The organism is Dactylosporangium sp. NPDC000521, assembly GCF_042898305.1.
Taxonomy (GTDB): domain Bacteria; phylum Actinomycetota; class Actinomycetes; order Mycobacteriales; family Micromonosporaceae; genus Dactylosporangium.
In genome coordinates, this window is sequence record NZ_JBIAYW010000001.1 from 541191 (window position 1) to 563922 (window position 22732).

25 protein-coding genes are annotated in these 22732 nt (G+C 72.0%); 10 read left to right on the plus strand and 15 right to left on the minus strand.

Translation table 11 applies throughout. The features are described 5' to 3' along the window. Nucleotides 1–2 precede the first annotated feature (2 nt). From ACFY3L_RS02525 to ACFY3L_RS02535, 3 genes are read right to left on the minus strand one after another with little or no spacing between them, the layout of a single operon-like run. A complete protein-coding gene (locus ACFY3L_RS02525) occupies nt 3–314 on the minus strand; it encodes a DUF4387 family protein (protein ID WP_389317927.1) in 312 nt (103 codons plus the stop codon). Next, nucleotides 314–1669: an acyclic terpene utilization AtuA family protein gene (locus ACFY3L_RS02530; protein WP_389317930.1), complete on the minus strand. Its 1356-nt coding sequence runs from the start codon at nt 1667–1669 to the stop codon at nt 314–316. The genes ACFY3L_RS02525 and ACFY3L_RS02530 overlap by 1 nt, the downstream gene beginning before the upstream one ends. Then, nucleotides 1666–2940, minus strand: a complete 1275-nt coding sequence (locus tag ACFY3L_RS02535) for an MFS transporter (protein ID WP_389317933.1) — start codon at nt 2938–2940, stop codon at nt 1666–1668. The genes ACFY3L_RS02530 and ACFY3L_RS02535 overlap by 4 nt, the downstream gene beginning before the upstream one ends. 103 nt (nt 2941–3043) lie before the next feature. Here ACFY3L_RS02535 and ACFY3L_RS02540 point away from each other — a divergent pair, with 103 nt between their 5' ends. Beyond that, on the plus strand, nt 3044–3730 hold the full coding sequence (locus ACFY3L_RS02540; protein ID WP_389317936.1) for a GntR family transcriptional regulator: 687 nt from the start codon (nt 3044–3046) through the stop codon (nt 3728–3730). A gap of 123 nt (nt 3731–3853) precedes the next feature. Further along, nucleotides 3854–4411: a TIGR03086 family metal-binding protein gene (locus ACFY3L_RS02545; RefSeq protein ID WP_389317939.1), complete on the plus strand. Its 558-nt coding sequence runs from the start codon at nt 3854–3856 to the stop codon at nt 4409–4411. A 54-nt stretch (nt 4412–4465) separates the two neighbouring features. Here the strand turns inward: ACFY3L_RS02545 and ACFY3L_RS02550 are convergent, their stop codons facing one another. The 3 genes from ACFY3L_RS02550 to ACFY3L_RS02560 all read right to left on the minus strand — a co-directional run bounded on the left by ACFY3L_RS02550 (nt 4466) and on the right by ACFY3L_RS02560 (nt 6759). After that, entirely contained in the window at nt 4466–5164 is a 699-nt protein-coding gene (locus tag ACFY3L_RS02550) for a hypothetical protein (protein WP_389317942.1), read from the minus strand. A gap of 44 nt (nt 5165–5208) precedes the next feature. After that, nucleotides 5209–5703, minus strand: coding sequence for an RNA polymerase sigma factor (locus ACFY3L_RS02555; RefSeq protein WP_389317945.1), 495 nt, complete (start codon nt 5701–5703; stop codon nt 5209–5211). A 75-nt stretch (nt 5704–5778) separates the two neighbouring features. Beyond that, on the minus strand, nt 5779–6759 hold the full coding sequence (locus ACFY3L_RS02560) for an ArsR/SmtB family transcription factor (RefSeq protein WP_389317948.1): 981 nt from the start codon (nt 6757–6759) through the stop codon (nt 5779–5781). A gap of 67 nt (nt 6760–6826) precedes the next feature. Here ACFY3L_RS02560 and ACFY3L_RS02565 point away from each other — a divergent pair, with 67 nt between their 5' ends. Next, entirely contained in the window at nt 6827–8056 is a 1230-nt protein-coding gene (locus ACFY3L_RS02565) for an MFS transporter (RefSeq protein WP_389317951.1), read from the plus strand. Here ACFY3L_RS02565 and ACFY3L_RS02570 read toward each other — a convergent pair. Both ACFY3L_RS02570 and ACFY3L_RS02575 read right to left on the minus strand, forming a co-directional pair. Next, nucleotides 8049–8513, minus strand: coding sequence for a GNAT family N-acetyltransferase (locus tag ACFY3L_RS02570; RefSeq protein ID WP_389317954.1), 465 nt, complete (start codon nt 8511–8513; stop codon nt 8049–8051). The genes ACFY3L_RS02565 and ACFY3L_RS02570 overlap by 8 nt on opposite strands. Nucleotides 8514–8533: 20 nt before the next feature. After that, complete coding sequence (locus ACFY3L_RS02575) at nt 8534–9142, minus strand: hypothetical protein (RefSeq protein WP_389317957.1); 609 nt, start codon at nt 9140–9142, stop codon at nt 8534–8536. Nucleotides 9143–9260: 118 nt separating this feature from the next. On the opposite strand from ACFY3L_RS02575, the gene ACFY3L_RS02580 reads away from it, so the two are divergent. The 4 genes from ACFY3L_RS02580 (at nt 9261) to ACFY3L_RS02595 (ending at nt 12148) form a co-directional block, all read left to right on the plus strand. Next, the gene (locus tag ACFY3L_RS02580; protein WP_389317960.1) at nt 9261–9707 is read left to right on the plus strand and encodes an Hsp20/alpha crystallin family protein; all 447 of its coding nucleotides are present in this window, start codon (nt 9261–9263) and stop codon (nt 9705–9707) included. Nucleotides 9708–9733: 26 nt separating this feature from the next. Further along, nucleotides 9734–9922 (plus strand): hypothetical protein, encoded by a 189-nt coding sequence (locus ACFY3L_RS02585; RefSeq protein ID WP_389317963.1) that lies wholly within the window; start codon nt 9734–9736, stop codon nt 9920–9922. 209 nt (nt 9923–10131) lie between these two features. Beyond that, nucleotides 10132–11301 carry a DUF1996 domain-containing protein gene (locus ACFY3L_RS02590; RefSeq protein WP_389317965.1) on the plus strand — a complete coding sequence of 390 codons (1170 nt, stop codon included), beginning with the start codon at nt 10132–10134 and terminating at the stop codon, nt 11299–11301. 40 nt (nt 11302–11341) lie between these two features. After that, nucleotides 11342–12148, plus strand: a complete 807-nt coding sequence (locus ACFY3L_RS02595; protein ID WP_389317968.1) for an alpha/beta fold hydrolase — start codon at nt 11342–11344, stop codon at nt 12146–12148. Here the strand turns inward: ACFY3L_RS02595 and ACFY3L_RS02600 are convergent, their stop codons facing one another. The 3 genes from ACFY3L_RS02600 to ACFY3L_RS02610 all read right to left on the minus strand — a co-directional run bounded on the left by ACFY3L_RS02600 (nt 12149) and on the right by ACFY3L_RS02610 (nt 14774). After that, nucleotides 12149–12550 carry a hypothetical protein gene (locus ACFY3L_RS02600; RefSeq protein ID WP_389317970.1) on the minus strand — a complete coding sequence of 134 codons (402 nt, stop codon included), beginning with the start codon at nt 12548–12550 and terminating at the stop codon, nt 12149–12151. It lies immediately after the preceding gene. A gap of 159 nt (nt 12551–12709) precedes the next feature. Beyond that, nucleotides 12710–13285 carry a copper resistance protein CopC gene (locus ACFY3L_RS02605; RefSeq protein WP_389317971.1) on the minus strand — a complete coding sequence of 192 codons (576 nt, stop codon included), beginning with the start codon at nt 13283–13285 and terminating at the stop codon, nt 12710–12712. A gap of 112 nt (nt 13286–13397) precedes the next feature. Then, entirely contained in the window at nt 13398–14774 is a 1377-nt protein-coding gene (locus tag ACFY3L_RS02610; RefSeq protein WP_389317973.1) for a carbohydrate-binding protein, read from the minus strand. A 292-nt stretch (nt 14775–15066) separates the two neighbouring features. On the opposite strand from ACFY3L_RS02610, the gene ACFY3L_RS02615 reads away from it, so the two are divergent. Next, nucleotides 15067–15459, plus strand: a complete 393-nt coding sequence (locus tag ACFY3L_RS02615) for a diguanylate cyclase (RefSeq protein WP_389317975.1) — start codon at nt 15067–15069, stop codon at nt 15457–15459. Nucleotides 15460–15464: 5 nt separating this feature from the next. On the opposite strand, the gene ACFY3L_RS02620 is transcribed toward ACFY3L_RS02615, so the two are convergent. The 4 genes from ACFY3L_RS02620 to ACFY3L_RS02635 form a co-directional block, all read right to left on the minus strand. After that, entirely contained in the window at nt 15465–15890 is a 426-nt protein-coding gene (locus ACFY3L_RS02620) for a DUF6924 domain-containing protein (protein ID WP_389317977.1), read from the minus strand. Between the two features lie 82 nt (nt 15891–15972). Further along, on the minus strand, nt 15973–16419 hold the full coding sequence (locus ACFY3L_RS02625; protein ID WP_389317979.1) for a GNAT family N-acetyltransferase: 447 nt from the start codon (nt 16417–16419) through the stop codon (nt 15973–15975). Nucleotides 16420–16427: 8 nt separating this feature from the next. Next, nucleotides 16428–16679, minus strand: coding sequence for a hypothetical protein (locus ACFY3L_RS02630; protein WP_389317981.1), 252 nt, complete (start codon nt 16677–16679; stop codon nt 16428–16430). Next, on the minus strand, nt 16657–17373 hold the full coding sequence (locus ACFY3L_RS02635) for a septum formation family protein (RefSeq protein WP_389317983.1): 717 nt from the start codon (nt 17371–17373) through the stop codon (nt 16657–16659). The genes ACFY3L_RS02630 and ACFY3L_RS02635 overlap by 23 nt, the downstream gene beginning before the upstream one ends. 408 nt (nt 17374–17781) lie before the next feature. On the opposite strand from ACFY3L_RS02635, the gene ACFY3L_RS02640 reads away from it, so the two are divergent. Both ACFY3L_RS02640 and ACFY3L_RS02645 read left to right on the plus strand, forming a co-directional pair. Beyond that, nucleotides 17782–18765 carry a multicopper oxidase domain-containing protein gene (locus ACFY3L_RS02640; protein WP_389317985.1) on the plus strand — a complete coding sequence of 328 codons (984 nt, stop codon included), beginning with the start codon at nt 17782–17784 and terminating at the stop codon, nt 18763–18765. A 24-nt stretch (nt 18766–18789) separates the two neighbouring features. Beyond that, complete coding sequence (locus tag ACFY3L_RS02645) at nt 18790–22716, plus strand: ThuA domain-containing protein (protein ID WP_389317986.1); 3927 nt, start codon at nt 18790–18792, stop codon at nt 22714–22716. Nucleotides 22717–22732: the final 16 nt, after the last annotated feature.

Below are 22732 nucleotides of genomic sequence, written 5' to 3' on the forward strand. Positions count from 1 at the left end.
CCCTACCCGTGGCCCGGCAGGGGGAGCAGCGCCAGGGGGACGTGGTGCTGGCCGGCGTGGATGTCGCGGTCGTGCAGGCTGCCCTGCGAGACCGGGCGCGGGAACGAGATCTTGACGACATTGAGCGACGGGATGCGGAAGATCTGGACGGTGCCGAGCGGCACCCCGTACAGGCGGGAGATCACCGGCGCGTCGACGAACGCGACCGCGGCGAACCCGGCTTCGTCGCGCATGAAGAGCTCCATCGTCACCCAGAACGGGCCGGCGTTCTTGGAGCGCACCTCGATGGCCAGGTCGCCGACGGTACGGGACATCACGACGCCTCCGGAAGGGTGATGCGGAACAGGGCGGTGGGGGAGTCCACGACGACGAAGTGGTTGAGGGCGAACTCGTAGGTGGCGCCGCGTTCGGTCTCGGCGGGCGACGTCGCGAACGCCAGGCTCGGCAGGTGCTGCATGTCCGGCGTCGGCAGGTGCAGCATGAGCGGGTTCGCCACCTTCGCGACGGCGGTGGCGGTCGCCTGGTCGGCGGCGTTCACGAGCAGCATCACGCCGACCTCGCGGGGCGGCCGGGTGTCGGGGTCCAGCGGGCCGAGGACCGCGTCGTAGCCGTACAGGCGGATGTCGAACGAGTAGCCGTCGTGCAGGCCGAGCGTCTGCGCGACCCGGTCGGTGAGGACCTTGCGCAGCAGCGCGGCCCACGTGGTGATCTGGCCGAGGATGTGCGGGTCGCGGATCGCGGTGAACGACATTGTCTGGTAGCCGGTGATGCGCGAGCCTTCGAGCTTCACCGTGTACTGCGCGGCCGGCTCGAAGCGGGAGCCCTCCACCCGCACCCGGCGGTGGTCCAGGGCGCGGTACGTCGCGGCGGCCACCTGCAGCGTCCCGGCGGGCTCGCGCATGGTGAAGGGGTCGGCCGTCTCGTACAACATGTGCGCCGCGACCGACGTCGGCGTGCACGCCACCGCGGGGTCGAGCGGTTCGATGGTGAAGCCGGTGGCGTCGACCGTGGCGAGGACGCCGCTGGAGCGGGGGTCCGTGGTGCACTGCGCGCCGCACTCGACGATCTTCGCGGCGTGCCAGGCGGGGCCGGCGGGCAGGCCGCGCATGAGCGGGACGGCCGCGGCGAGCGCGGTGTCGGTGGCGCGGCCGGCGAGCACGACCTCGGCGCCGGCGGCGAGCGCTGCCGCGATCGGTTCGTGGCCCATCATGGCGACGATGTGCTCGCAGCTGTCGAGGGTCGCGGCGTCCAGGTCGCCGGCCGGCGGCAGGGGATGGATCCGGCCCTGGCCGAGGAGCGGGACGAGGTCCGCGGCCCGCTGCTCGCTGTAGATCGTGGCCACCCGCAGCGACAGGCCCTCGTCGGCCATGACCTCGCGGGTGATGCCGGCGACCCAGTCGACGCCGGCGTCGGTGCCGCTGGTGCCGCACGAGCCGATGACCAGCGGGATGCCGGCCGTGGCCACCGCGTGCAGCAGCGGGCGCAGGTCACGGGCCACGGCCGCGGCGGCGGTCTTCGCGGTGCCGGTGCCGAGGTAGTAGGGGCCGGAGTCGGTGGAGCCGCCGTCGAGGGCGATCACGTCGGCGCCGAGCTCCAGCCCGCGGGCGATGATCTCGGGCGGGAACCCGGAGCCGAGCATGCCGGACGGCACGAGGATGCGGACGGTCACATGATCTCCTGTTCTGAGGGGATTGCTTCGGTACGCCGCTCCAGGTGCTGGAGGCGGGCGATCACGGCGATGGCGAGCGCGGCGAGGACCGCGATGTCCAGCAGCATCCCGGCCCAGCCGGTGAGGTCGACGACGGCGCCGATGAGCGCCGGTCCGCCGAAGCCGCCGAGGTACCAGGTGACCGCGTACAGCCCGGTGTAGGTGCCGACGACCTGGCTGGACGGGGCCAGGTTCCACAGCGCGACGATCGCGTTGATGGTGAACGCGGCGGCGCCGGCGGCCGCGACGCAGAACACGACGACCGTCCCGGTGGCGGTCTGCACGACGGTGCCGGCGGCGAGCGCGACCACGAAGACGACCATGCCGGCGGCCATGGTGCGCAGCCGCCCGAAGCGCTCGGCGGCGAGAGCGGCCGGGTAGCAGGCGAGCAGGTACGCCACGCCGCTGGGCAGGGTCAGCCCGCCGGCCTCGCCGCGGGTGAGGCCGAGGGCCTGCATCCCGTACGGCGTGATGAGCGACCGCGAGGCGAACCACGCCCCGCCGAACAGCAGCACGGTGAGCAGCAGCAGGAGCCGGCGGCGGTCCGGATCGCGGGCCAGCTCACCGAACACCTGACGGGTCTTCCTGCCGGCTCCGTCGGCCCTCGCCTCGGCGACCGCGGCCTGGTACCCGGGCGACCGGCTGTCGCGCACCTTGGCCACGAGGACCGCCGTGGCGACCAGCATGATCACGGCGGGGATGACGAACGCGCCCTTCGGGTGCTCGTCGACCACGAGCAGGCTGATCAGCGACGCGACGATGATGGTCAGCGAGGTCGCGATCTTCACGGCGGCGGTCGCCCGGCTGCGGCGTTCGGGGGCGATGAAGTCCGGCACCAGCGACTCGGCGAGGGGGCGGGTGCTGTTGGCGACCAGTGCGTACAGGAACATCACCGCGACCAGCGCCGCCAGTGACGTCGCCCAGGGCAGCAGCAGGAAGATCAGCGCGGCGAGGGGCATGCCGACCGCGATGTACGGCATCCGCCGCCCCCACCGCGTCCGGGTGTTGTCCGACCGGTTGCCGATCCACGGCTGGACGAACATGCCCACCAGGTTGTCCGAGCCCATGAGCAGGCCGACGACCGCCGCGCTGGAGACGTGCTCGCGCAGCAGGGCGGGCACCTGGTTGTCGTAGAAGTTCCAGGTCGACTCCTGCGCGAAGAGTGCCAGGGCGACGAAGAACGTGATGCCGCGCTCGGACACCGTGCCGTCGCGGACCTTCGGTTCGGCCATGCCGTGCCTCCTTGGGGGTGTCCGGCGTGACGCTAATTTGCTATAGCAAAACCGTCAACAGTTGCAACGGTCGTTCGTGATGGCATGCGCTAGAGTGCGTGGCATGCCCGCCGAGACGCTCGCCGACCAGGCGTACCGCCACGTCCGCACCGCCATCGCCACCGGCGAGCTCGCGGCGGGGGAGAAGGTCACCGAGCGCGGCGTGGCGTCCCGCCTGGCGATCAGCCCGACCCCCGTCCGCGAGGCGCTGCGCCGGCTGGAGCTCGACGGCCTCATCGAACGCATCGGCCCGCGGACCGTCCTCGTCGCCGCGATCCGAGACGCCGCCGTCGACGACCTGACCGAGGTGGAGATCGGCCTGCGCGGCCTGGTCGCCCGCTTCGCCGCCCGGCACGCCACCACCGACCAGCTCGACGCCCTGGACGCGATCCTCGACCGCGCCGACGACCTGCTCATCCTGCTCAAGGACCGCAGCCGGCACGAGCAGCCCACCGACCGGCACCTCAACGCGCTGCTGGACACCATGCAGGAGTTCAACGACACGGTCGACGCCTGCGCCCACAACCCCGTGCTCATCCGCATGCTCGACCAGAGCCGCGTCTTCTCCCGCCCGCAGCGCCGCGAGCTGCTGCTGCGGCGGGTCGCGGAGGACGAGTCGTTCGGCCTCGAGCGGTACACCAGCCACCGCGCCCTCGTCAGGGCCCTGCGCGCCCGCGACTCCGCCACCGCCGAGCGCATCGCCCTCGAGGACTCCCAGGGCGGCCTGGCCGCCCTCCGCGACACCCACTGACCGCGCTCCTTCTTTGCGCCGCGGCAAGCTTCGCAGGCACGGTGACCAGGGGGGCGGGCCCCGAAAGGCTGCCATCTCGTCGATGTCCCACCGCCGGCCGGTGGGAAGGGTTAGCGTGGCCGGATGACTGCAGCGGAAGAACACCGGAGCATCGCCGGCACGTTCACCGACCGGGTCCGTGGCGTGCCGGCCGGTGGCTGGGACCGACCGGCGCCGTGCGACGGCTGGGTGGCCCGGGACGTCGTGGGGCACCTCGTCGGATGGCTGCCCGGATTCCTGCACGCCGGTGCCGGCATCGAGCTGCCGCAGGGGCCGCCGGTCGCCGAGGACCCGGTCGCCGCCTGGCAGGTGCACACCGACGCCGTGCAGGCGCTGCTGGACGACCCGTCCACCGCGGACCGGATGCTGTCCAACCCGCACATCGGCGAGCTGCCGGTCAGCACGGCGATCAGCCAGTTCTACACCTCCGACGTGTTCCTGCACACGTGGGACCTGGCGCGTGCGACCGGCCAGGACGAACGGCTCGACCCGGAGCGCTGCGCGGCGATGCTGGAGGGCATGCTGCCGATGGAGGAGGTGATGCGCAGCAGCGGCCATTACGGCCCGCGGGTCGAGGTCCCCGCCGACGCCGACGCGCAGACCCGGCTGCTGGCCTTCATCGGCCGCGACCCTTCCCAGTAGCCGATGCCGCCCGGCCAGTCCCGGCGCGGGCCGGGACCGACCGGGCGTCGCGGGTCAGGTGAAATTTCGCTGCCACAATTCGGCGTCGGAGGCGTCGTACCAGCGAGTGAACCCGCAGGCCCAGGCCACCGGATCGGTCAACGGTGTCCCACCGAAACGAGGCTCGCCGGAGACCAGCAGCCGCGATCCGATCGCGAACGGCGCCACATCCAGGCTGACGCCGCCCGTCGGATTCGGCAGTTCGACAGTGACGCTTTCGGCTGAGCCGCCCCGGAACCATCGGTGAACCTTGAAAGTCACCGGAAGGAACATGCTTGTCCCGGCATCGGTGGTGCCGATTCCGGTCACCGACCCGTCGAACGCGAAACTGCGCCGGGCAAGTGACTGTGCCGAATACGACTCGACACAACTCTGGCTCGCCGAAGTGCCCGCGAAGACGTCGCCGCGACGCGTGCCGGACGGTGACCCGGGCCCCGACGCCGACTCGGCCCCCGGCGGCGACCCGGGCCCCGCCGGTCCCTGTGGCAGGCCGTTCAGGGCGATGGCGAGGGCAAGGACCGCCGCCGTCGCGGTCGTGGCGGCCACGCCGATGGTCAACGCCCAACGGCGGCGAGGTCGTGGTGCTGCCGGCGGACTGTTGACGATCCTTTCGAGGAGCTCCTGCCTGGCGCGGGCATCACCAAGTGCCTCCGTGCGCGCCGCGTCCAGCGCCATCGCCTGCCTGACATGACCGGAGAGTCGTTCGTCCTTCACCGTTGCCACCTCCTGGCACTCCATGTCCGCCACCCGGCGGTGCGTTACATCTCGATGCCCTCGGCGTTCAGCTCACGCGCGAACCGGGACCGGGCACGATGCAGCCTCACCCGCACATACACCGCCGGACGACCCAGCGCCCGGGCGATCTCGGTGGGCGTGAGCCCTTCCACCGCGACGAGACCGAGAATGTCTTGATCCTCGGGGCGCAGGCGGTCAAAAGCGGCGGCGACGGCACCATCGGGGTCACGCGCCTCAGTCGCCGTCGAGGTGGTCCCCGTCGCGAGGACCCGAGCCGCGAGCCGGTCATAGCGGCGCCTGGAGCGCGCATGGTTCGCCAAGACCCGGCGGGCGATACCGTACAGCCAGAGAACTGTCTCTTCATCGTCCGGCATGTCGTCGACGCGCCGCCAAGCGGTCAGGAAGACATCCGCGACGACATCCGACGCATCCTGCACCGAATCGGTGCGGCGCAGCACGTAGGCAAAGATTGGCTCATAGTGGGCGGCATATGCTCGCTCAAACCGGGCCGATCGCATACCCGCTCCATGTCCACCAACACCCCGTGCGTTACACCCGCTTCACAAGCATCTGCCGTACCGACGACGCCGACGCTATCCCGGCGCCGCCACGAGTGCGTCGCCGAGCGGGGTGCGGCGGTAGAGCACGGAGCGGCCCGAGCGGGCGCGGTGGACGAGGCCCGAGCGGTGCAGGACGGCGAGGTGGTCGCCGACGGCGCCGGTGGCCATGCCGTACGCCCGGGCGAGCTGACTCGTGCTGGCGGGGTCGCCGAGGGTGGCCAGCAGCAGCGCCCGGGACCGGCCGAGCAGCGCCGAAAGGTGCGCGGGCGGCTCGGGCGGGCCGTGCTCGAGCAGCGTCCCGACGCCGCGGGCGGGGTAGACGATCGCCTTGGGCCAGGGGTCGTCGGCGTACACGGCGATCTCCGGCCACACAAACACCGACGGGACGAGCAGCAGCCCGCCCCCGCCGAGCGCGGTCTCACCGGTGCTCCGGACGCGCACGTCGATGCCGCCGTCACGCCAGCGGACCTTCGGGTGGAGCCCGGCGAGGGCGGCGGCCCAGCCGGCGCGGCCGAGCTCGCCGACGCGGTGCACGACGTCGCGCTCGCACAGCAGCCGCAGCCGCGGCCAGTCGTCTTCGAGCAGCGCCGTCCACGCCGCGGCCAGCACGTCGGCGAGGCGATCCAGGGCGTCCGGCGCCATCAGTACCGACCGCGCGGCGCCCGACACGTCGCGGCGGTGCCGCAGATAGAAGTCGATCTCCGCCCGCACGCCGTCGGCCGGTGCGGCGCGCATCGTGGCGAGGTCGTCCTCGATGGTCTGCAGTCGCGGCGGCGGGGAGAAGAACGTCGCGCCGGCCCGCGGCGTGTGCAGCGCGTCGATCGCCTCCAGGCCCGGCCCGTGCCGCTCGGTCAGCTCGGTGAACCGCGGGCGCAGCCGGGCCAGCCACGCCTCGGGCACACCCTGCGGGCGCGGGCTCCGCAGGGCGCGGATCAGGTGGTGCAGCTCGAAGATCGGCGACAGCGCGAACCTGGTGCGCACCAGGTCCTCCGCACCCACCACGAACCGCAGCACGCCCTCAACCTTACGCCGTGTGGCGAATCATTCGGCTTCCGTGCCGGCCGTCGGCACGCTCGTGGGCATGACTGTCGTCGACCGCCCGGCCACGTACCGCGAGGTGTTCGCGGAGCCGTCGTTCCGCGCCCTGTTCGTCGCGCGGACCCTGGCGATCGGCGCGAACTCCCTGCAGATCTTCGCGCTGTCCGTCCTCGTGTACGCGGGCACCGGCTCCCCGCTGCTCAGCGCACTCGCCTTCGGTGCGGGCTTCCTGCCGCAGGTCGTCGGCGGGCTGCTGCTCGGATCGCTGACCGACCGCCTGCGCCCGCGGCCGCTCATCGTCGCCGGGTACGCGGTCGAGGCCCTCCTCGCGGCCGCGCTCGCCCTGCTCGACCTGCCGGTCGCGGCGAGCCTGTCGCTGGTCGCCGTGGTCGCCTGCGGCACGCCGGTGTTCGCGGGCTCGGCGGCCCGCGTCATCGCCGAGCAGCTGACGGGCGACGCGTACGTCCTCGGCCGCTCCGTGTCGAACATGTCGTCCTCCGCCGCCCAGCTGCTCGGCCTCGCGGGCGGCGGCGTCGCGGTGGCCGCCGCGGGCCCCCGCCACGCGCTGCTCTTCGCCGCCGCCTGCCACGTCGCCGCCGCCGTCCTGGTCCGCTTCGGCCTGCCGGCGTCGATCTCCCGCGGCTCCATCCTGCCGGCTGCTGGCTCCCGCGGCGACGGCCGTTCCCGCGGCGGTGCGGTCCGGGACAGCCTGGCCGGGGCGTCGGCGCTGTTCGGCGACCGCACCGTCCGCCGGCTGCTGCTCGCCCAATGGCTGCCGTCCGCGTTCGCCGCCGGCGCCGAGGCGCTGCTCGTCGCGTACGCCGGCCGCCGCGGCTTCCCGTCCGGCTCCGGCGCCGTCCTCATGGCCGCCCCGGCCGCCGGCATGCTCCTGGGCAACTTCGTCGCCGGCCGCTTCCTCCGCCCGACCCTGCGCGAACGCCTCTCCGCCCCGCTGCTCCTCCTGCTCGGCACCCCGCTCATCGCCGTGCTCGCCGCGCCACCCCTACCGGTCCTGGCGGCGCTGCTCGTCGTCGCCGGGACGGGCTTCGCGTACGGCCTCGGCCTGCAGCGCGCCTTCCTCGCCGCCGCCCCCGAGGACCGCCGAGGCCAGCTCTTCGCCCTGCTCTCCACCGGCATGATGGCCCTGCAGGGCCTCAGCCCCCTGCTGCTGGGCACCGTCGCGGAGCTCACTTCACCGGCCCTGGCCATCGCTTCAGCGGGAGCCGCCACGGTACTGGTGACCCCCCTGCTGCGCCGCGGCCGGCTCAGCTGACCCAGATCGCCTGGGACGGTGCGGGGGCTCCGGTGAAGCGGAACGTGGTGGAGGCGCGGCGGGTGAAGCCGAGCCGCTCGTACAGGCGGATCGCGGAGACACGGTCGGGGCGGGACGTCAGGTCGACGGAGCGGGCGCCTTCGGCCTCGGCGAGGCGCAGGGCCTCCCGCATGAGCGCGGCGCCGGCGCCGTGGCCCCGGGCGGACTCGTCGACGACGACGTCCTCGATCCTGGCGCGCAGGCCCGTCGGGACGGGGAACGTGACGAGCGTCAGCACGCCGACCACCCTTCCGTCGACGCGGGCGGCCAGGATGCGGTTGCCCGGCCAGGTGAGCAGCGCCTCGAGGGCCGCGGCGTCCAGTGGGGTGGCGGAGGCGGACAGCTGGGGCAGCAGGCGGGCGAACGCCTCGACCGTCTCGTCGGTGGCGGCGGTCAGGCGCTCGATCGCGACGTCCATGCCAGCACTGTAACGGCGGGTCAGTGGAGCTCGCGGTTGCGTTGGGTGCGGCGCAGGACGGCGTTGGTACTCGCGGTGACCTGGTCGATCTGGTCGGCCAGGCCGGGGTGGTGGTCCAGGTGCCGGCGGGCGGCGGCCAGCAGAGCGGGCAGTGCGGTGGCATCGGGCTCGGCGAGGGCCTGGTGGAGGCGGTCGAAGTCCTCGGTCGCGCCGGCGGGCGCGTCCGCGAGGCCGGCCACCTGTCCGGCGAGGCGGCGCAGGTCGGCGGTGTTGTCGGCGGTCCACTGGGCGACCGCGCGCACACCCGCCCGGTGGTCGCGCTCGGCGCGGACGCGGTCCTCGCGGGTGGCGCCGCCGGTGGTGGACGCGGCCCGCAGGTAGCGGCGCTCGGCGGCCTGGCGGCTGGCGACGCCGAGCGCCGGGGCGAGGGCCTGCCAGCTGACGCCGGCGCGCCTGGCCGCGGCGATCAGCACCGGCTCGGCCCCCGCCAGCTGGTCCTGCGCCCAGCGCAGCAGGACGAGGGAATCCAGGATGGCGGCCGGGTCGGCATCGTCGGTGGCGGTGCGCTCCGTCATCGCGGCGACGACGGCGACGGCCGCGGTCAGGCCAGTGTTTGTGCTGCTCGTCATGGGGGTCCTGTTCTGCGTCATAGTTTCGTTGACGTTTGAGTTGTCATCGGAACGATGACATGGTACAAACAAGATATCGCGCATTGACCAACCAGTCGAGACCCAGGAGGTGGCACCAATGTTGATGCGCAGCGAACCCTTCACCGAGGTCAACCGGCTTGCCCAGCAGCTGTTCGGCGCACCGGCGACCGGCACGTGGTCCCGGCCGACGGCGATGCCGGCCGACGCGTACCGCAACGGCGACGAGTTCGTGATCGTGTTCGACCTGCCCGGCGTGGACAAGGACGCGATCGACATCGACATCGAGCGCAACGTGCTGACCGTCCGCGCGGAGCGCCGCCCCGTCGACCTCGGTGAGCACGCGCAGGCGACCCTGAGCGAGCGTCCGCTCGGCGTCTTCTCCCGCCAGATGTTCCTCGGCGACGCGCTCGACACGGACCGCGTCGACGCGACGTACCACAACGGCGTCCTCGCGCTGCGGATCCCGATCGCGGAGAAGGCCAAGCCCCGCAAGATCTCGGTCGGCGGGCGCGCCGAGCACGAGCAGAAGGTCCTGAACGGCTGATCCCAGCCGCGCAGAGGTGGTGAGCCGTGATGCACACCGGGCTGTCCCCAGAGTGGGACCGGGGATTCGACGAGGCGTTCACCGACCTCGTCAGCGATGACGACGACCTCGTCCGCGCCGAGTTCACCAGCCTGATCCAGGCCACAGGGCTCGTCCAGCCGCCGGCGCGACCGCCCGGCGACCCGTGCGACGAGCCCCACGGGCCGGACGCCTGAACCATGAGCGGCCGGTGGCACGAATCCGAGCCACCGGCCGCCGACGCGTCTCAACCCGGGGGGCGGCGTCGCCGCCGCCCGCATCCACCTCGACGAGGTCCGGGCCGCTGCCGGCATCTAAATTCGAGTCCTGCATTAAGGTTGCTTTAGATACCTGTCGGGCACGGGCCGGCGGCACCTAGGATCACGGCGGCCGTGATCGTCCGCTGGTGGGGAGTGTCCTGTTGTCGTACGCGTCGAACCACGGCGTCACCTGGCGGTCCGGCCGGAGCAAGGTGGTGATGGCGGCGGCGGGACTGATCGTCGTCGCCGGCGTGGCGGCCGTCCACCTCGCCACGTCGCCCGGCTCGGCGGAGCCGTCCCCGGTCGCGGCTGCGTCGTCGGTACCGGCGGAATCCGGCGCTGTGATCGGCGCCGCGCCCGCACCGTCCACGTCGGCGCCGGCATCCGCCAGCGCGGCCGCGTCGAAGTCCGCCACGGCGAAGGCGCCCGCGACGGGGTGGATCCCGGTCGACGCCGCGGCGTGGAAGGCGCAGGTCGACGCGTACCAGGCGCTGAAGACCGACCCCGTGCCGGCGGGCGTCGGCAACCTGCCGGAGTTCCGGGCGGACTGCCAGTACAGCCACACCCTCGCCGACGACCCGATCGTCTTCCCCGGGCTCGCCGGGTCGTCCCACATGCACTCGTTCGTCGGCAACAAGGCCGTCACCGCCGGCACGACGCCCGAGGACCTGATGAAGTTCACGGCCACCACGTGCAAGCCGGTGCAGGACCACTCCGCGTACTGGGTGCCGACGCTGTACGACGCCGCGACGAACAAGCCCGTCGAGACCACCGGCTTCCGGGTCTACTACCGGTCGCTGATGAACACCTCGGCCGGCCAGCTGCCGATGCCGAACGGCCTGCGGATGATCAGCGGCGACGCCACGAAGCGGCAGCCGACGCCGCGCGGCGCGCAGGGCCAGTTCTACTGCGCCTTCTACGGCCCCGGCGACCTCGACGGCGTCGCGCGCAGCACCAACGGCAACTGGCCGATCTGCGGCGGCGACGCCACCCTGCACTTCATCCTGCAGTTCCCGGACTGCTGGGACGGCAAGCACCTGGACAGCCCCAACCACAAGGACCACGTCAGGCACGGCTCCGGCAACGCCTGCCCGGCCAGCCACCCGGTGAAGATCCCGGCGATCACCTTCGACATCCAGTACGGCGCGAAGGGCACCCAGCAGGGCTACTACCTGTCCTCCGACAAGGAGGGCCGCAGCGCCTCCTCGATGCACGGCGACGCGTTCGTGACGTGGGACGCCGCCACCATGAACAAGCGCACGAAGAACTGCATCCTGCAGCGCCGTACCTGCGACAACAACGGCTACCAGCACTAGGGTTAGGCTCTCCTTACTGTTGCCACAGGGGGGATAGCCCGTGCCATTCGTGAACGTCGGTGCCGTGACGCTGCACTACGAGGAGTCCGGCAGCGGCGACGCCGTGGTGCTGGTCGCCGGCACCGCGGCACGCGGTCGCACGTGGCGGATGTATCAGGTGCCCGCGCTGGTCGCCGCCGGCTACCGGGCGATCACCGTGGACAATCGTGGCGTGTCGCCCAGCGACCCGGCGAAGACCGGGCTCACCATCGACGACCTCGTCGCCGACACGGCCGGGCTGGTCGAGCGGCTCGTCGGCGGGCCGTGCCGGCTCGTCGGCTCGTCGATGGGCTCGTACATCGTGCAGGAGCTGCTGCTGTCCCGGCCCGACCTGGCCACCCAGGCGGTGCTGATGGCGAGCCGGGGCCGCCCCGACGCGATGTCCCGGGCCTTCGCCGCCGCCGAGCGCGCACTGTACGACGAGCGCGTCCGCCTCCCGGCCGGGTATGACGCGGCGATGCGTGTCGTGCAGAACCTGTCGCCGAGGACGCTGCTCGACGAGCAGGCGGTGCAGGACTGGCTCGACCTGTTCGAGATGTCCCCGCCCGACGTGACCGACGCCGGCCTGCGCCCGCAGCTGGACGTCGACGTCGACACGGACCGGCTCGGCGTGTACCGGCGGATCTGCACCCCGACGCTGGTGCTGTCGTTCGCCGACGATGTGGTGGCGCCGGCGGTCCGCGGGCGTGAGCTCGCCGAAGCGATCCCCGGCGCCCGCTACGCCGAGATCCCGGCCGCCGGCCACTACGGCTACCTGGAGCAGCCCGACGCCGTCAACGACGCGATGCTGACGTTCTTCAAGGACTGATCAGCGGACCACCAGTTGCACCAGCAGCAGGTGGCCGGCGTGCGTCTCGACCTCGAACAGGCCGGTCGTGTCGGCGCGGAACTCCAGCGTCGCCGGCCGGCCCGCCTCGAGGACGGCCCTGCGGTCGTAGCCGTGGACGTGCAGCTCGTCGGGCACGTCGGAGGTGACGGTGAGCCGGATCGTGCTGCCCTTGCCCACCTCGACCCGGCCCACGGGCGGCTGGACCCGGCCGCCGGTGATCGACACGGTGATCGACCGGTCCTGTGGTGCTGTGTCGCCGGTACCGCCGCGGAACAGCACCCAGGCGACGACGCCGGCGGCGATCAGGATGGCGACGGCGACGAGCCGGAGAACGGCGTCGCGCGATCGGACGGGCGCGGCATCGGTGGCGGTAGCGGGCACGGCGGGTTCCTTACGGGAGCACGACAGGGCAGACCCGGAGCGCCGCACACCGGTAGCCCGCCCCGGCCGCCGAGCCGGATACGCGGACGGGCGTAAGCCTAACGGCCCGCCCGCGCCCCGGCGAGGGTCACTTCACGCGGCGCCGCCCGCCGCACAGCGTCACTTGGTGCGGCGCCGCCGCTGCCAGATCGCGATGCCGGCGGCGACCACCGCGGCCGCGCCCAGTGCCGCCCACAGCAGCCCGGCACTGCCACCGTCCTCGTCCTCGTCCTTGGCCGCCGGCTGCGCGGCGGCCGGTGACGGGGGCGCGCTGGAAGGGGCGGCGGACGGGGAAGGCGACGGTGCCGCACTCGTCGGGGCCGGTGCGGCGTTGGTGAACGTGAACCTGCCTTCCAGCGGGTGCCCGTCGCCGGCGGCGGTGCGCCAGACGACCGTCACCTGGCCCGGTGGCAGCGGCCGGACCGCCTGCGTGAGGGTCTTGTTCACCGACTTGGGTGTGCCCTCGCTGTACGAGACGCCGTCGGCGCCGGTCACCTCGATGGTGCTCGCCTGCTGCTTCACCATCTCCGTGAACGTCAGCGTCACCGCGGCGACCGGCGCGCTGACCGTGGCGCCCGCGGCCGGGTCGCTTCTGGTGAGGGTCGTGTGGGCCCACGCGGGAGCCGGTGGCAGCAGCACCAGGAGCGTCGCCGCGGCGGCGGCCAGGATCGCGCGGAGCGTCGCGTGCAGTCGCATACGCCAATCCTGGACTCCTGCCCGCGCCCGCCGTCGCACGGGGGGCGCGAATCGTGGAAACCGGTGGTCACAGCGGGCCGCATCCACTGTGACCACCGGCGCTCGGATGGTGTTACCTGCGGAACACGAACCAGTCGACGTTGACGAAGTCGGCCGGCTGGCCGCTGCTGAAGCGCAGGAACACCGTGTGCCGGCCGGTGACCTGCGACGTCAGGTTGCCCGGGATCTCGCGGAAGCTGCTCCAGCCGCCGGTGTTGGCGACGGAGAAGCTCGCGACCGGGGCGTTGCCGACGCTGTCGAGGCGGACCTCGACGGTGCCGCTGACACCGCCGGCGGCGCCGGACGAGACGCGGGCGAGGAAGTCCTTCGGCGAGGCGCTGCCGAAGTCGACGTTGTCGTAGCGGGTCCAGTCACCGTTGGCGAGGTACCCGATCTGGTCGCTGCCGGCCACCACGCCGGACTGCGCGTTGTAGGACTCGGCCTGGATGGTGCTGTAGGCGCTGCGGCCGCCACCCGTCTGGGTCGCCGTCGGGGTCGGCGTCGCCGTGGCGGTCGGCGTCGGGTTCGAGCCGCCGCCCTTGGTGTACACGGCGACGTAGTCGACCAGCATCGGCATGCCGGACGTGGTGCTGCCGGTGGGGGTGGAGTAGCCGGCGACGCCGTTGGGGAAGGCGCCGCCCATGGCGACGTTGAGCAGGATGAAGTAGCCCTCGTGACTGGTCATGTCCGACCAGTACGAGCCGACCTGGCTCTGGCTCACGGAGAAGAACTGGACGCCGTCGACGTACCAGCGCAGCACCTGGGGGCTGACGCTCGCGTCCCACTCGATCGCGTAGGTGTGGAAGTTGCCCTGGCAGGCGCTGGTCGGGCAGGTCCGGGTCCCGCCGAGGCCGGTGGTCTCGTTGCACGGACCGCCGGGGTTGACGCCGCAGTGCAGCGTCCCCCAGACCTGGTTCACGCCGTTGACGTTCTCCATGATGTCCAGCTCGCCGATGCCGGGCCAGTTCCAGTAGTTGCCCCGGTAGGGCGAGCCGAGGGCCCAGAACGCCGGCCAGTACCCCGCGGCGGCGGCGCCGGTGACGTTCGGCATCTGCAGGCGGCCCTCGATGCGCATGACGCCGCCGGACGGCGCCTTGAAGTTCGTCCGTCGCGTCTCGATGCGGGCGGACGTCCACTGCCCGGAGCCGGACCTGATCGGGGTGATCTTCAGGTTGCCGGAGCCGTCGAGGGCGAGGTTCTGCGTGCTGGTGGTGTAGCTCTGGATCTCACCGGTGCCGAAGTTGGCCGGCCCGTTCGGGTACTGGGTGCCGGTGGTGTAGAGCCAGTTCGTCGATGACGGCAGGGTGCCGGCCGAGCCGGTGAAGTCGTCGCTCCACTGCAGCGTCCAGCCGGACGGGGCCGACGGGACGGCAGCGTAGGCGTTGACGGTGACGGCGGCGGTCGCGGCCAGGACGGCGGCGAGCGCCAGGGGGCGCACAGCAGGGGGCATTGGCGGAATCCTCCAAGAGCGGGGGTGTCTCGTGAGAGCGCTCTCAAGCTTTGTAGCGAGCATGCGATCCTGGTGTCAATGATTGTTTTACCTGTTCAGAGTGTTAACAGAAGTGCATGTGGGCCCGCTCCAAAGGGTTGGAGAGAGCGCTCTCTCGGCTGCTCGCGCGACGGATGGGCGCATGGCGCAACCGGTACCGCAACCGGTCCCAGATCCGGTGTTCCCGCCCGGTTCACCGAAGACGGCCGCCACGGTTGCCGATACGGAGAGCGGAGGTGGCCATGGGCGGGCGGTGCGCGCCGCGGACCGCCGCTTCGCCGTGCTGTTCCTCGACCTCGACGGGTTCAAGCAGGTCAACGACCGGCTCGGCCACGCCGCCGGCGACGAACTGCTCGTCCACGTCGCCGAGCGGATCCGCCGCTCCCTGCGCACCGGCGACGTGGCGGCCCGCTTCGGCGGCGACGAGTTCGTCGTGCTCGTCGCCGAGGTCGCCGCGCCGGAGCAGCTCGACCGCATCGCGGACCGGCTCAAGGCGTCGATCGCCGCGCCCTGCACCGTCGCGGGCCGCGCCGTGCGCGTCGGCGTCAGCATCGGCTGCACACCGTGCGGCGACCGCACCAGCGCCGACGAGATCCTCTCCGCCGCCGACGCCGCCATGTACCAGGCGAAGACAGCGGGCCGCTGAGGCGGCTACTCGGCGCCGGAGCCCCGATAGGTGCCGGACTCGTCCGCGGCGTCGGCGAACTCCCAGAAGCTCAGGTTCGCGATGCTGAGGTTGGCGGAGACATCGGCGTACCAGCTAGGCGGCACCCGGAACGTCCGGCCGGGCTCGTCGAACAGATCGACGGCCAGCAGCCGCCGCTCGGCGTCGGCCATGGTGGCCGCGTCGGCGATGAACAGGTACGTCAGCTTGTCGTCCTCGGCAGCGGCGGCATCCACATCGACGAGCGCCTGGATGGTCACGCCGGCGTAGCGGCGGTCGCTGACGTAGGTCGCGCCGTCGTCGCCGACAGCGGCCAGAACCTCAGCCCAAGCGGCGTCATCGGTGAAGTCGGTTCGAAGCACGAGCGAACTCAGGTCGTCGGGCTGAGGCAGCGGGAGCACGCCGCCGATCATCCCACCTCCACCGGCGAAGGCGAGCTTGTCGCGGCAAGGAGTGCCTGACGGCTCAGCCCGTACCGGCGACGCGGCCACCCAGTCAGGGCAGGTTCCGGCGCAGGATGTGGTTGAGGCCGAAGTCCGTGTCGGTGGAGCGGACGTCGACGTAGCCGAGCCGGTGATAGAAGGCGTGCGCGGTGATGCTCGCGCCGGTCTCCATGTGGTCGTAGCCGTCGGAGACGGCCAGCGCCTCGATGTGACGCATCAAGGCGCGGCCGATGCCGCGTCCGGCGGCTCGCAGGTGCACGAACATGGTGTAGACCTTGTTGCCGTCGCGGGAGACCGTCCCGACGATCCCGTCCGCTTCAGCGACGAACACCTCCCGCCGCGTGGCGAGTTCCCTGATCCGGTGCTCGGTGAAGTGCGCACACATCCGCTCGATGATCTCGGCCGGATAGTCGCGGCTGTTGACCTCGCGGAGGCAGCGTTCGATGAGCGCCGCCACGGCCGGCGCATCGGCGTGCTGGAGCTGTCGTATCGTCGCCATCGATCCCATCATGCCTGCCCTCGCAACATGTTCATGGGCTGGTCGCCGTCGACGAACTCGCGGACCTTGATCAGCCCGGTGAACCGCAGCCCGATCAGCGCCCAGCGATCGAAGTCGACGCCGGACACGCCCGCCACGCGGCGCTCGCGCTGGCTGTCGTGCCATTCGGTGAAGTCCGCCGCACCGGCCTTGGACACCTCGACCACGGCGCCGCCCACGTTGACGATCACTGCGGCCTCAAGCTGGGAGCGGGCCGGCACGGAGGTCTTTGACCGAGCCGGTCAGGACGTCGTTGCCGGACGCCGCCACCACGACGCAGCCGGTCCGGTGGCCGTCGCGCGGCGTGGTCAGCCAGTCTGACCGCAGATCGCGGCGGGTTGCGAACTCGTCGGGGGTCAGCCCCAGGTAGGCCGCGGCGGCCTGCCGGCAGCTGGTGTCGTGGTCGCCGCCGTCGGCAACGGACCCGACGTACTCCGCCGAGTGCGCCTCGGCGCACGTCAGGTACTTCAGCGTGCCGCCGGTGTAGTGGCCGCAGGTGATCGCCATCGGCCGGTCCCCGCTCATGGCGCCCCGCAGGCTCCCGGTGTGTACCGCATCGGTACCTTCGGAGTCGCTGACGACGATCAGCGCGCACGCCAGCGAGGTGAAGTCCTCGCGTTCGTAGTTGAGCAGGCGAAGTTCGATCCGGGCGTCCGCGAGCGGCCCGCCGAGGAAGTCCTCGGCCGACCGGTGACAGCCCGCGTCGGCGCCGTCGGGGTAGAAGAAGTCGACCATCTCGGCCTCGTGCGGCTCGCCGCAGCGCGAGGGCGCGACCGTGTCGGCGTCGGTCGTGCTCGCGTAACAGCCTTTGTCGCCGGAGGCGTGATGATTCGGGGCGAAGCGCCGGTACAGCGCGAAACCGCAGCACGACACCACGAGTGCGACAGCCACCCCGATCGCGATCTTCAACTTCACGCGCGGAAGATACACGTCGTGGTGGCCGCCGGCCACAGCGTAAATCCTGCCGCGTGATGGCCGGTGTCCGAGGAAGTGCTGGCCCGCATCGGTGCGGGCATGCGGGCGGCGCCGTCGCCGGGCGGATCGCCAAGATCCGGTGGCTGCGGGCTATGGCAAGATTTTACATATCCGGGTGTCCGGTTCGTGCACTACAGTGGACTTCTGTTCATAGAGTGCCATCTTTATAGATGCAAGTCTTTACTTTTGCTCACCCCGTACATAAGTTGGCAGCGAATCGACAGAAGTCGATTGATGTCCACGTGACGGGGATGCCTGGCGGTGATCGAGCCTGCCCAGGCGCGTGCACCCCCCTCGCGCGAGACCGAAGGGGGATGGATGTTCCGTCGACGTACGTCGCGAAGATCGATGCTGGTCGGGGGTGCCCTGGCGGCATCGGCGGCCGGGCTCGGCACCGCGCTGACGCCCGCGCTCGCCCGGTCCCCGCAGCACCAGGGCCTACCCGCGATGGCCGTGGGGGCGACCCGCCGGGTGACGATCTACGCCGAGGCGCTGCCGGGCAACCTGTACGGCTACGGGCTCGCCCCCGGGCAGGCCACCGTCCCGGGGCCGACGCTGGAGATGTACGAGGGGGACACGCTCGAGGTCACCCTGGTCAACACGACGAACCAGCGGCTGTCGATCCACCCGCACGGCGTCGACTACAGCACCGAGTCCGACGGCAGCCCGCTGCACAACTCGTTCAACAATCCGGGCGAGACCAGGACCTACACCTGGCGGTCGCACGAGATGACCGCCGCGGCGGGGCGGCGGTTCATGCCCGGCAGCGCCGGCTACTGGCACTACCACGACCACGCGATGGGCACCGACCACGGCACCGGGGGCGTGGCGCGCGGGCTGTACGGCGCGCTGACCGTCCGGCGCCGCGGCGACATCCTGCCCGACAAGCAGTTCACCGTCGTGTTCAACGACATGCAGATCAACAACCGGGTGGCGCCGGACACGCCGATGTTCGAGGCGAACCTCGGGCAGCGGGTCGAGTGGACCGCCATCGGTCACGGCAGCCTCTTCCACACGTTCCACCTGCACGCCCACCGGTGGGCGGACAACCGCACCGGGATGCTGGAGGGCCCGGCCGACCCGAGCCTCGTCATCGACAACAAGGACCTCAACCCGGGCAGCTCGTTCGGGTTCCAGGTGCTCGCCGGGGAGGGCGTCGGGCCGGGCGCGTGGATGTACCACTGCCACGTCCAGGCCCACTCCGACACCGGGATGGCCGGCCTGTTCCTGGTGCGCGACGCCGACGGCAGCATGCCGCCCGGCGCACAGGAGGCCATCGACCGCTTCCACGGCCACGCGCACGACCCCGCCATCCACGTCCACGGCGGCTGAGCCGCCAACCGACGAAGGAGCCTCATGAGGTTCACCACCTGGCGGCGCACGGTCGCCGCCGCCGTCGCGCTGACCCTTCTGAACACCGCCCAACCGATCTTCAAAGCCGAACCCGCAGCCGCGGTGCCCGCCGAACAGCCGAAGGTCCTGCTGTTCCACGGCCCCGCCACCGAACAGCTGGATCCGGTGTCCCGCGCCGCCGAAGAGATCACCGAGGTGGCGGCCGACAGCGGCATCGAGGTGACCGAGTCGGAGAACCCCGCCGACTTCACCGCCGACAGCCTCGCCAAGTACCGCGGCGTGGTCTTCCTCTCCGCCACCGGTGCGGTGCTCAGCCGCGACCAGGAGAGCGCGCTGCAGTCCTACGTCAAGGCCGGCGGCGGCTTCCTCGGCATCGGCGACGCCGCCAAGGCCCAGCCGGACTCGACCTGGTTCACCGGGCTCATCGGCACCCGGCCCGTCGGCGCGATCCCCAACGCGCTGCCCGTCGGCGCCGTGACCGCCAGCGCCGAGAACCCGCCGAACGAGACGAAGGAGAAGCTGGCCGACGGCAACTCCGGCACGAAGTGGCTGACGTTCGCCACGACCGGCTGGGTCGCGTACCAGCTGAGCACCCCGACGGCCGTGAACGGCTACGCGCTGACGGCGGCCAACGACTTCCCCGGCCGCGACCCGAAGGACTGGACCCTGCAGGGCTCCACCGACGGGCAGACCTGGGTCGACCTGGACCGGCGGACCGGGCAGACGTTCGCCGAGCGGTTCCAGACCCGCCGGTTCGACGTCACCAACACGACGGTGTACCCGCGGTACCGGCTGAACATCACCGCCAACAGCGGCGAGCCGATCATCCAGCTCGCCGACCTGCGCCTCTTCGCCGGTGACGCCGAGCCGCCCGCCCCGCCGGCCGTGCAGAGCAGCGTCGTGGACGTCCTGGACCGGCAGCACCCGGCGACCGCGTCGCTGCCGCTGAAGCTGACCCGCTCCGACCGCTGGTACAACTGGGACCCGAACCCCGTCGGCACGGTGCACACCGTGGCGCAGGTCGAGGAGTGGAAGCACACCGCCGGCGCGGGCGCCAACGGCGCGTTCCACCCGGTGTCGTGGTGCCGTGACTACGACGGCGGCCGGTCCTTCTACACCGGCATGGGCCACACCGAGGGCAGCTACGCCGAGCGGGACTTCCGCGCCCACCTCGGCGGCGCGCTGCGCTGGACCACGGGTGTCGAGCGCGGCGACTGCCAGGCGACGATCGCCGCCAACTACCGCGTCGAGCGGCTCACCGCCGCGAACCAGACCGGCCAGCTGGACCAGATCGGCGAGGCGCACGGCCTGACCGTCGCGCCCGACGGGTCGGTCTTCTACGTCGGCAAGGCCGCCTGCCCGGGCGGGCCGGTCGTCGACTGGGCCGACCCGAACGTCGGCCTCGGCTGCGGCACCATCCACCGGTACGACCCGGCGGCGAAGACGGTCAAGCTCCTGACGACCCTGCCGGTGATGGGCAACCGCGGCAGCGGCTCGGAGCTGGTGAAGAACGAGGAGGGGCTGCTCGGCGTCGTCGCCGACCCCGGCTTCGCCCAGAACGGCTGGCTGTACGTGTACTGGATGCCGCACGCCTCCATCGACCGGCAGACGCGGATCGGCCGGCGGACCATCTCGCGGTTCACCTACGACAGGGCCGCGCAGAGCATCGACCAGGCCACCCGCAAGGACCTGATCCAGTGGCCGGTGCAGATCCACAGCTGCTGCCACGCCGGCGGCGGGATGGCGTTCGACGAGGCCGGCAACCTGTACGTCGGCTCCGGCGACAGCAACTCCTCCGAGGGCTCCAGCGGCTACTCCGGCAACAACTGGACCGCGGAGTTCGCGGGCACGTCGTTCCAGGACGCGCGGCGCACCGCCGGCAACACCAACGACCTCAACGGCAAGATCCTGCGCATCCACCCTGAGCCCGGCGGCACGTACACGATCCCGGCCGGGAACCTGTTCCCGCCCGGCACCGACAAGACCCGCCCCGAGATCTACGTGATGGGCGTGCGCAACATCGCCCGGCTGCAGTGGGACCCGGTCCGCCACTGGCTCACGGCCGCGTGGGTCGGCCCGGACGCGGCGTCGCCGAGCCCGACGCTCGGTCCCGCGAAGTACGAGACCGCGACCGTCATCACCGAGGCCGGCAACCACGGCTGGCCGTACTGCATGGGCAACAGCCAGCCGTACCGCGACCGCAGCGACACCGACGCGACGGTCCTCACCGGCTGGTACGACTGCGCCCACCCGCGCAACACCTCGCCCCGCAACACCGGCCTGGTCGACCTGCCGCCGGTGAAGAACAACATGATCTGGTACTCGCCCGACGGCGGCGGCCCGGTCTTCCCGCCGCGCGCCGACGGCAGCGGCGTCCCGACGTACGTCGCGGCCGACGCCACCTACACGCAGCCCTACCTGCGCGGCGGCGGGCAGGCCGTCATGTCCGGGCCCAGCTACCACCGCTCGCTGGTGAACCAGAACAGCGGCGTCGCGTGGCCGGCGTACTGGGACGGCAAGTGGTTCATCGGCGACGAGTCCAACGCCGCCAACCGGATCGCGGTGACCGTCGACCCGGCCGGGGTGGCCGCGGCTGCGCCGCCGGTGTTCGCCGAGTCGCTGCGCGCCATCATCCCGTCCGGCAGCGGTGACAACCGGCTGCAGAGCTGGATGGACGCGAAGTTCGGCGCGGACGGCGCCCTCTACCTGCTCGACTACGGCGGCGGCTTCTTCAGCCTGCACCCCAACCAGAAGCTGATCCGGGTGGCGTACCAGGGCGGCCCGGCGACCCCGGTGCCGGCGGCGACGGCGGTGGCGGTGCACAACAAGCCGCTCACCTACGCGTTCAACGGCGCCCGCTCCGGCGGCGTCTCCTGGCGCTGGGACTTCGGCGACGGCGGCACCTCCACCGAGGCGAACCCGCGGCACACGTTTGCCCGCGTCGGCTCGTACACCGCGAAACTCACCGTCACCTACGCCGGCGGGTCGACGGTGGAGGTGCGCACCACTGTCGACGTCGACTGCCCCGTGCCGGACAGCGGCGCCACGGTCCGCATCGGCGACACCGACACCGGCGTCGCCAACCGCACCGCCGGCGGGCACTGCACCGTCGACGACCTCATCGACGACGAGAGCACCTGGGCCGACCACGACGGCTTCGTGCGGCACGTCTCCGCCGTCGCCGACCGCCTGGTCGCCGCCGGGGTGCTCAACGGGCGGGAGGCGGGGGCGCTCACCCGTACCGCCGCCGCGGGACCGATCGGACGGACCGGCCACACCGGTTACGAGGCGATCTTCGACGGCACCCCGGAGTCGCTGCGCGGATGGGTGCAGGCACCGTCGGGGCAGTTCGTGCTCCAGGCCGACGGGACGCTGCGCACCGACGGCGGGCTCGGGATGCTCTGGTACGGCGCCCGGGAATTCGGGGACTTCTCGTTCAAGCTCCAGTTCCGGGACATTGCCCCGGGGACGGCCCGCGCCAACAGCGGCGTCTTCGCCCGGTTCCCCGACCCGCGGACACCCCTGGAGCAGCGGCCCGCGGGCAGCTGCGGGACCGTCGGCTCGGCCCGGACGTCGCCGGCCTGGGTCGCCATCTACTGCGGCCACGAGATCCAGCTGTACGACGGCGACACCGGCGAACCGCAGAAGACCGGCTCCATCTACAACTTCGACCCGGTGCCGGCGCTCGGGAGCGCGACCGCCAAGGGCGTGTGGAACGAGTACGAGGTCCGCGTCGTCGGGCAGCACTACACGATCGCCCGCAACGGCGTGGTCATCAACGAGTTCGACAACACGCCGGGCAAGCAGTCCTCCCGCGCCGGTGACCCGTCCACGGACCTGCGGCAGTTCACCAGCGGCTTCCTCGGCCTGCAGAACCACGGCACCACCGACGTCATGGAGTTTCGCAACCTGCGGGTGAGGTCGCTGTGAAGCTGCGCCGGATAGT

What these genes read in the sequence shown, in the direction of transcription:
- ACFY3L_RS02540 (WP_389317936.1), top strand. Translation starts at nt 3,044, where the DNA reads ATGCCCGCCGAGACGCTCGCCGACCAGGCGTACCGCCACGTCCGCACC.
- ACFY3L_RS02580 (WP_389317960.1), top strand. Translation starts at nt 9,261, where the DNA reads ATGTTGATGCGCAGCGAACCCTTCACCGAGGTCAACCGGCTTGCCCAG.
- ACFY3L_RS02620 (WP_389317977.1), bottom strand. Translation starts at nt 15,890, where the DNA reads ATGATCGGCGGCGTGCTCCCGCTGCCTCAGCCCGACGACCTGAGTTCG.
- ACFY3L_RS02535 (WP_389317933.1), bottom strand. Translation starts at nt 2,940, where the DNA reads ATGGCCGAACCGAAGGTCCGCGACGGCACGGTGTCCGAGCGCGGCATC.
- ACFY3L_RS02525 (WP_389317927.1), bottom strand. Translation starts at nt 314, where the DNA reads ATGTCCCGTACCGTCGGCGACCTGGCCATCGAGGTGCGCTCCAAGAAC.
- ACFY3L_RS02625 (WP_389317979.1), bottom strand. Translation starts at nt 16,419, where the DNA reads ATGGCGACGATACGACAGCTCCAGCACGCCGATGCGCCGGCCGTGGCG.
- ACFY3L_RS02565 (WP_389317951.1), top strand. Translation starts at nt 6,827, where the DNA reads ATGACTGTCGTCGACCGCCCGGCCACGTACCGCGAGGTGTTCGCGGAG.
- ACFY3L_RS02640 (WP_389317985.1), top strand. Translation starts at nt 17,782, where the DNA reads ATGCTGGTCGGGGGTGCCCTGGCGGCATCGGCGGCCGGGCTCGGCACC.
- ACFY3L_RS02610 (WP_389317973.1), bottom strand. Translation starts at nt 14,774, where the DNA reads ATGCCCCCTGCTGTGCGCCCCCTGGCGCTCGCCGCCGTCCTGGCCGCG.
- ACFY3L_RS02570 (WP_389317954.1), bottom strand. Translation starts at nt 8,513, where the DNA reads ATGGACGTCGCGATCGAGCGCCTGACCGCCGCCACCGACGAGACGGTC.
- ACFY3L_RS02545 (WP_389317939.1), top strand. Translation starts at nt 3,854, where the DNA reads ATGACTGCAGCGGAAGAACACCGGAGCATCGCCGGCACGTTCACCGAC.
- ACFY3L_RS02645 (WP_389317986.1), top strand. Translation starts at nt 18,790, where the DNA reads ATGAGGTTCACCACCTGGCGGCGCACGGTCGCCGCCGCCGTCGCGCTG.
- ACFY3L_RS02605 (WP_389317971.1), bottom strand. Translation starts at nt 13,285, where the DNA reads ATGCGACTGCACGCGACGCTCCGCGCGATCCTGGCCGCCGCCGCGGCG.
- ACFY3L_RS02555 (WP_389317945.1), bottom strand. Translation starts at nt 5,703, where the DNA reads ATGCGATCGGCCCGGTTTGAGCGAGCATATGCCGCCCACTATGAGCCA.
- ACFY3L_RS02575 (WP_389317957.1), bottom strand. Translation starts at nt 9,142, where the DNA reads ATGACGAGCAGCACAAACACTGGCCTGACCGCGGCCGTCGCCGTCGTC.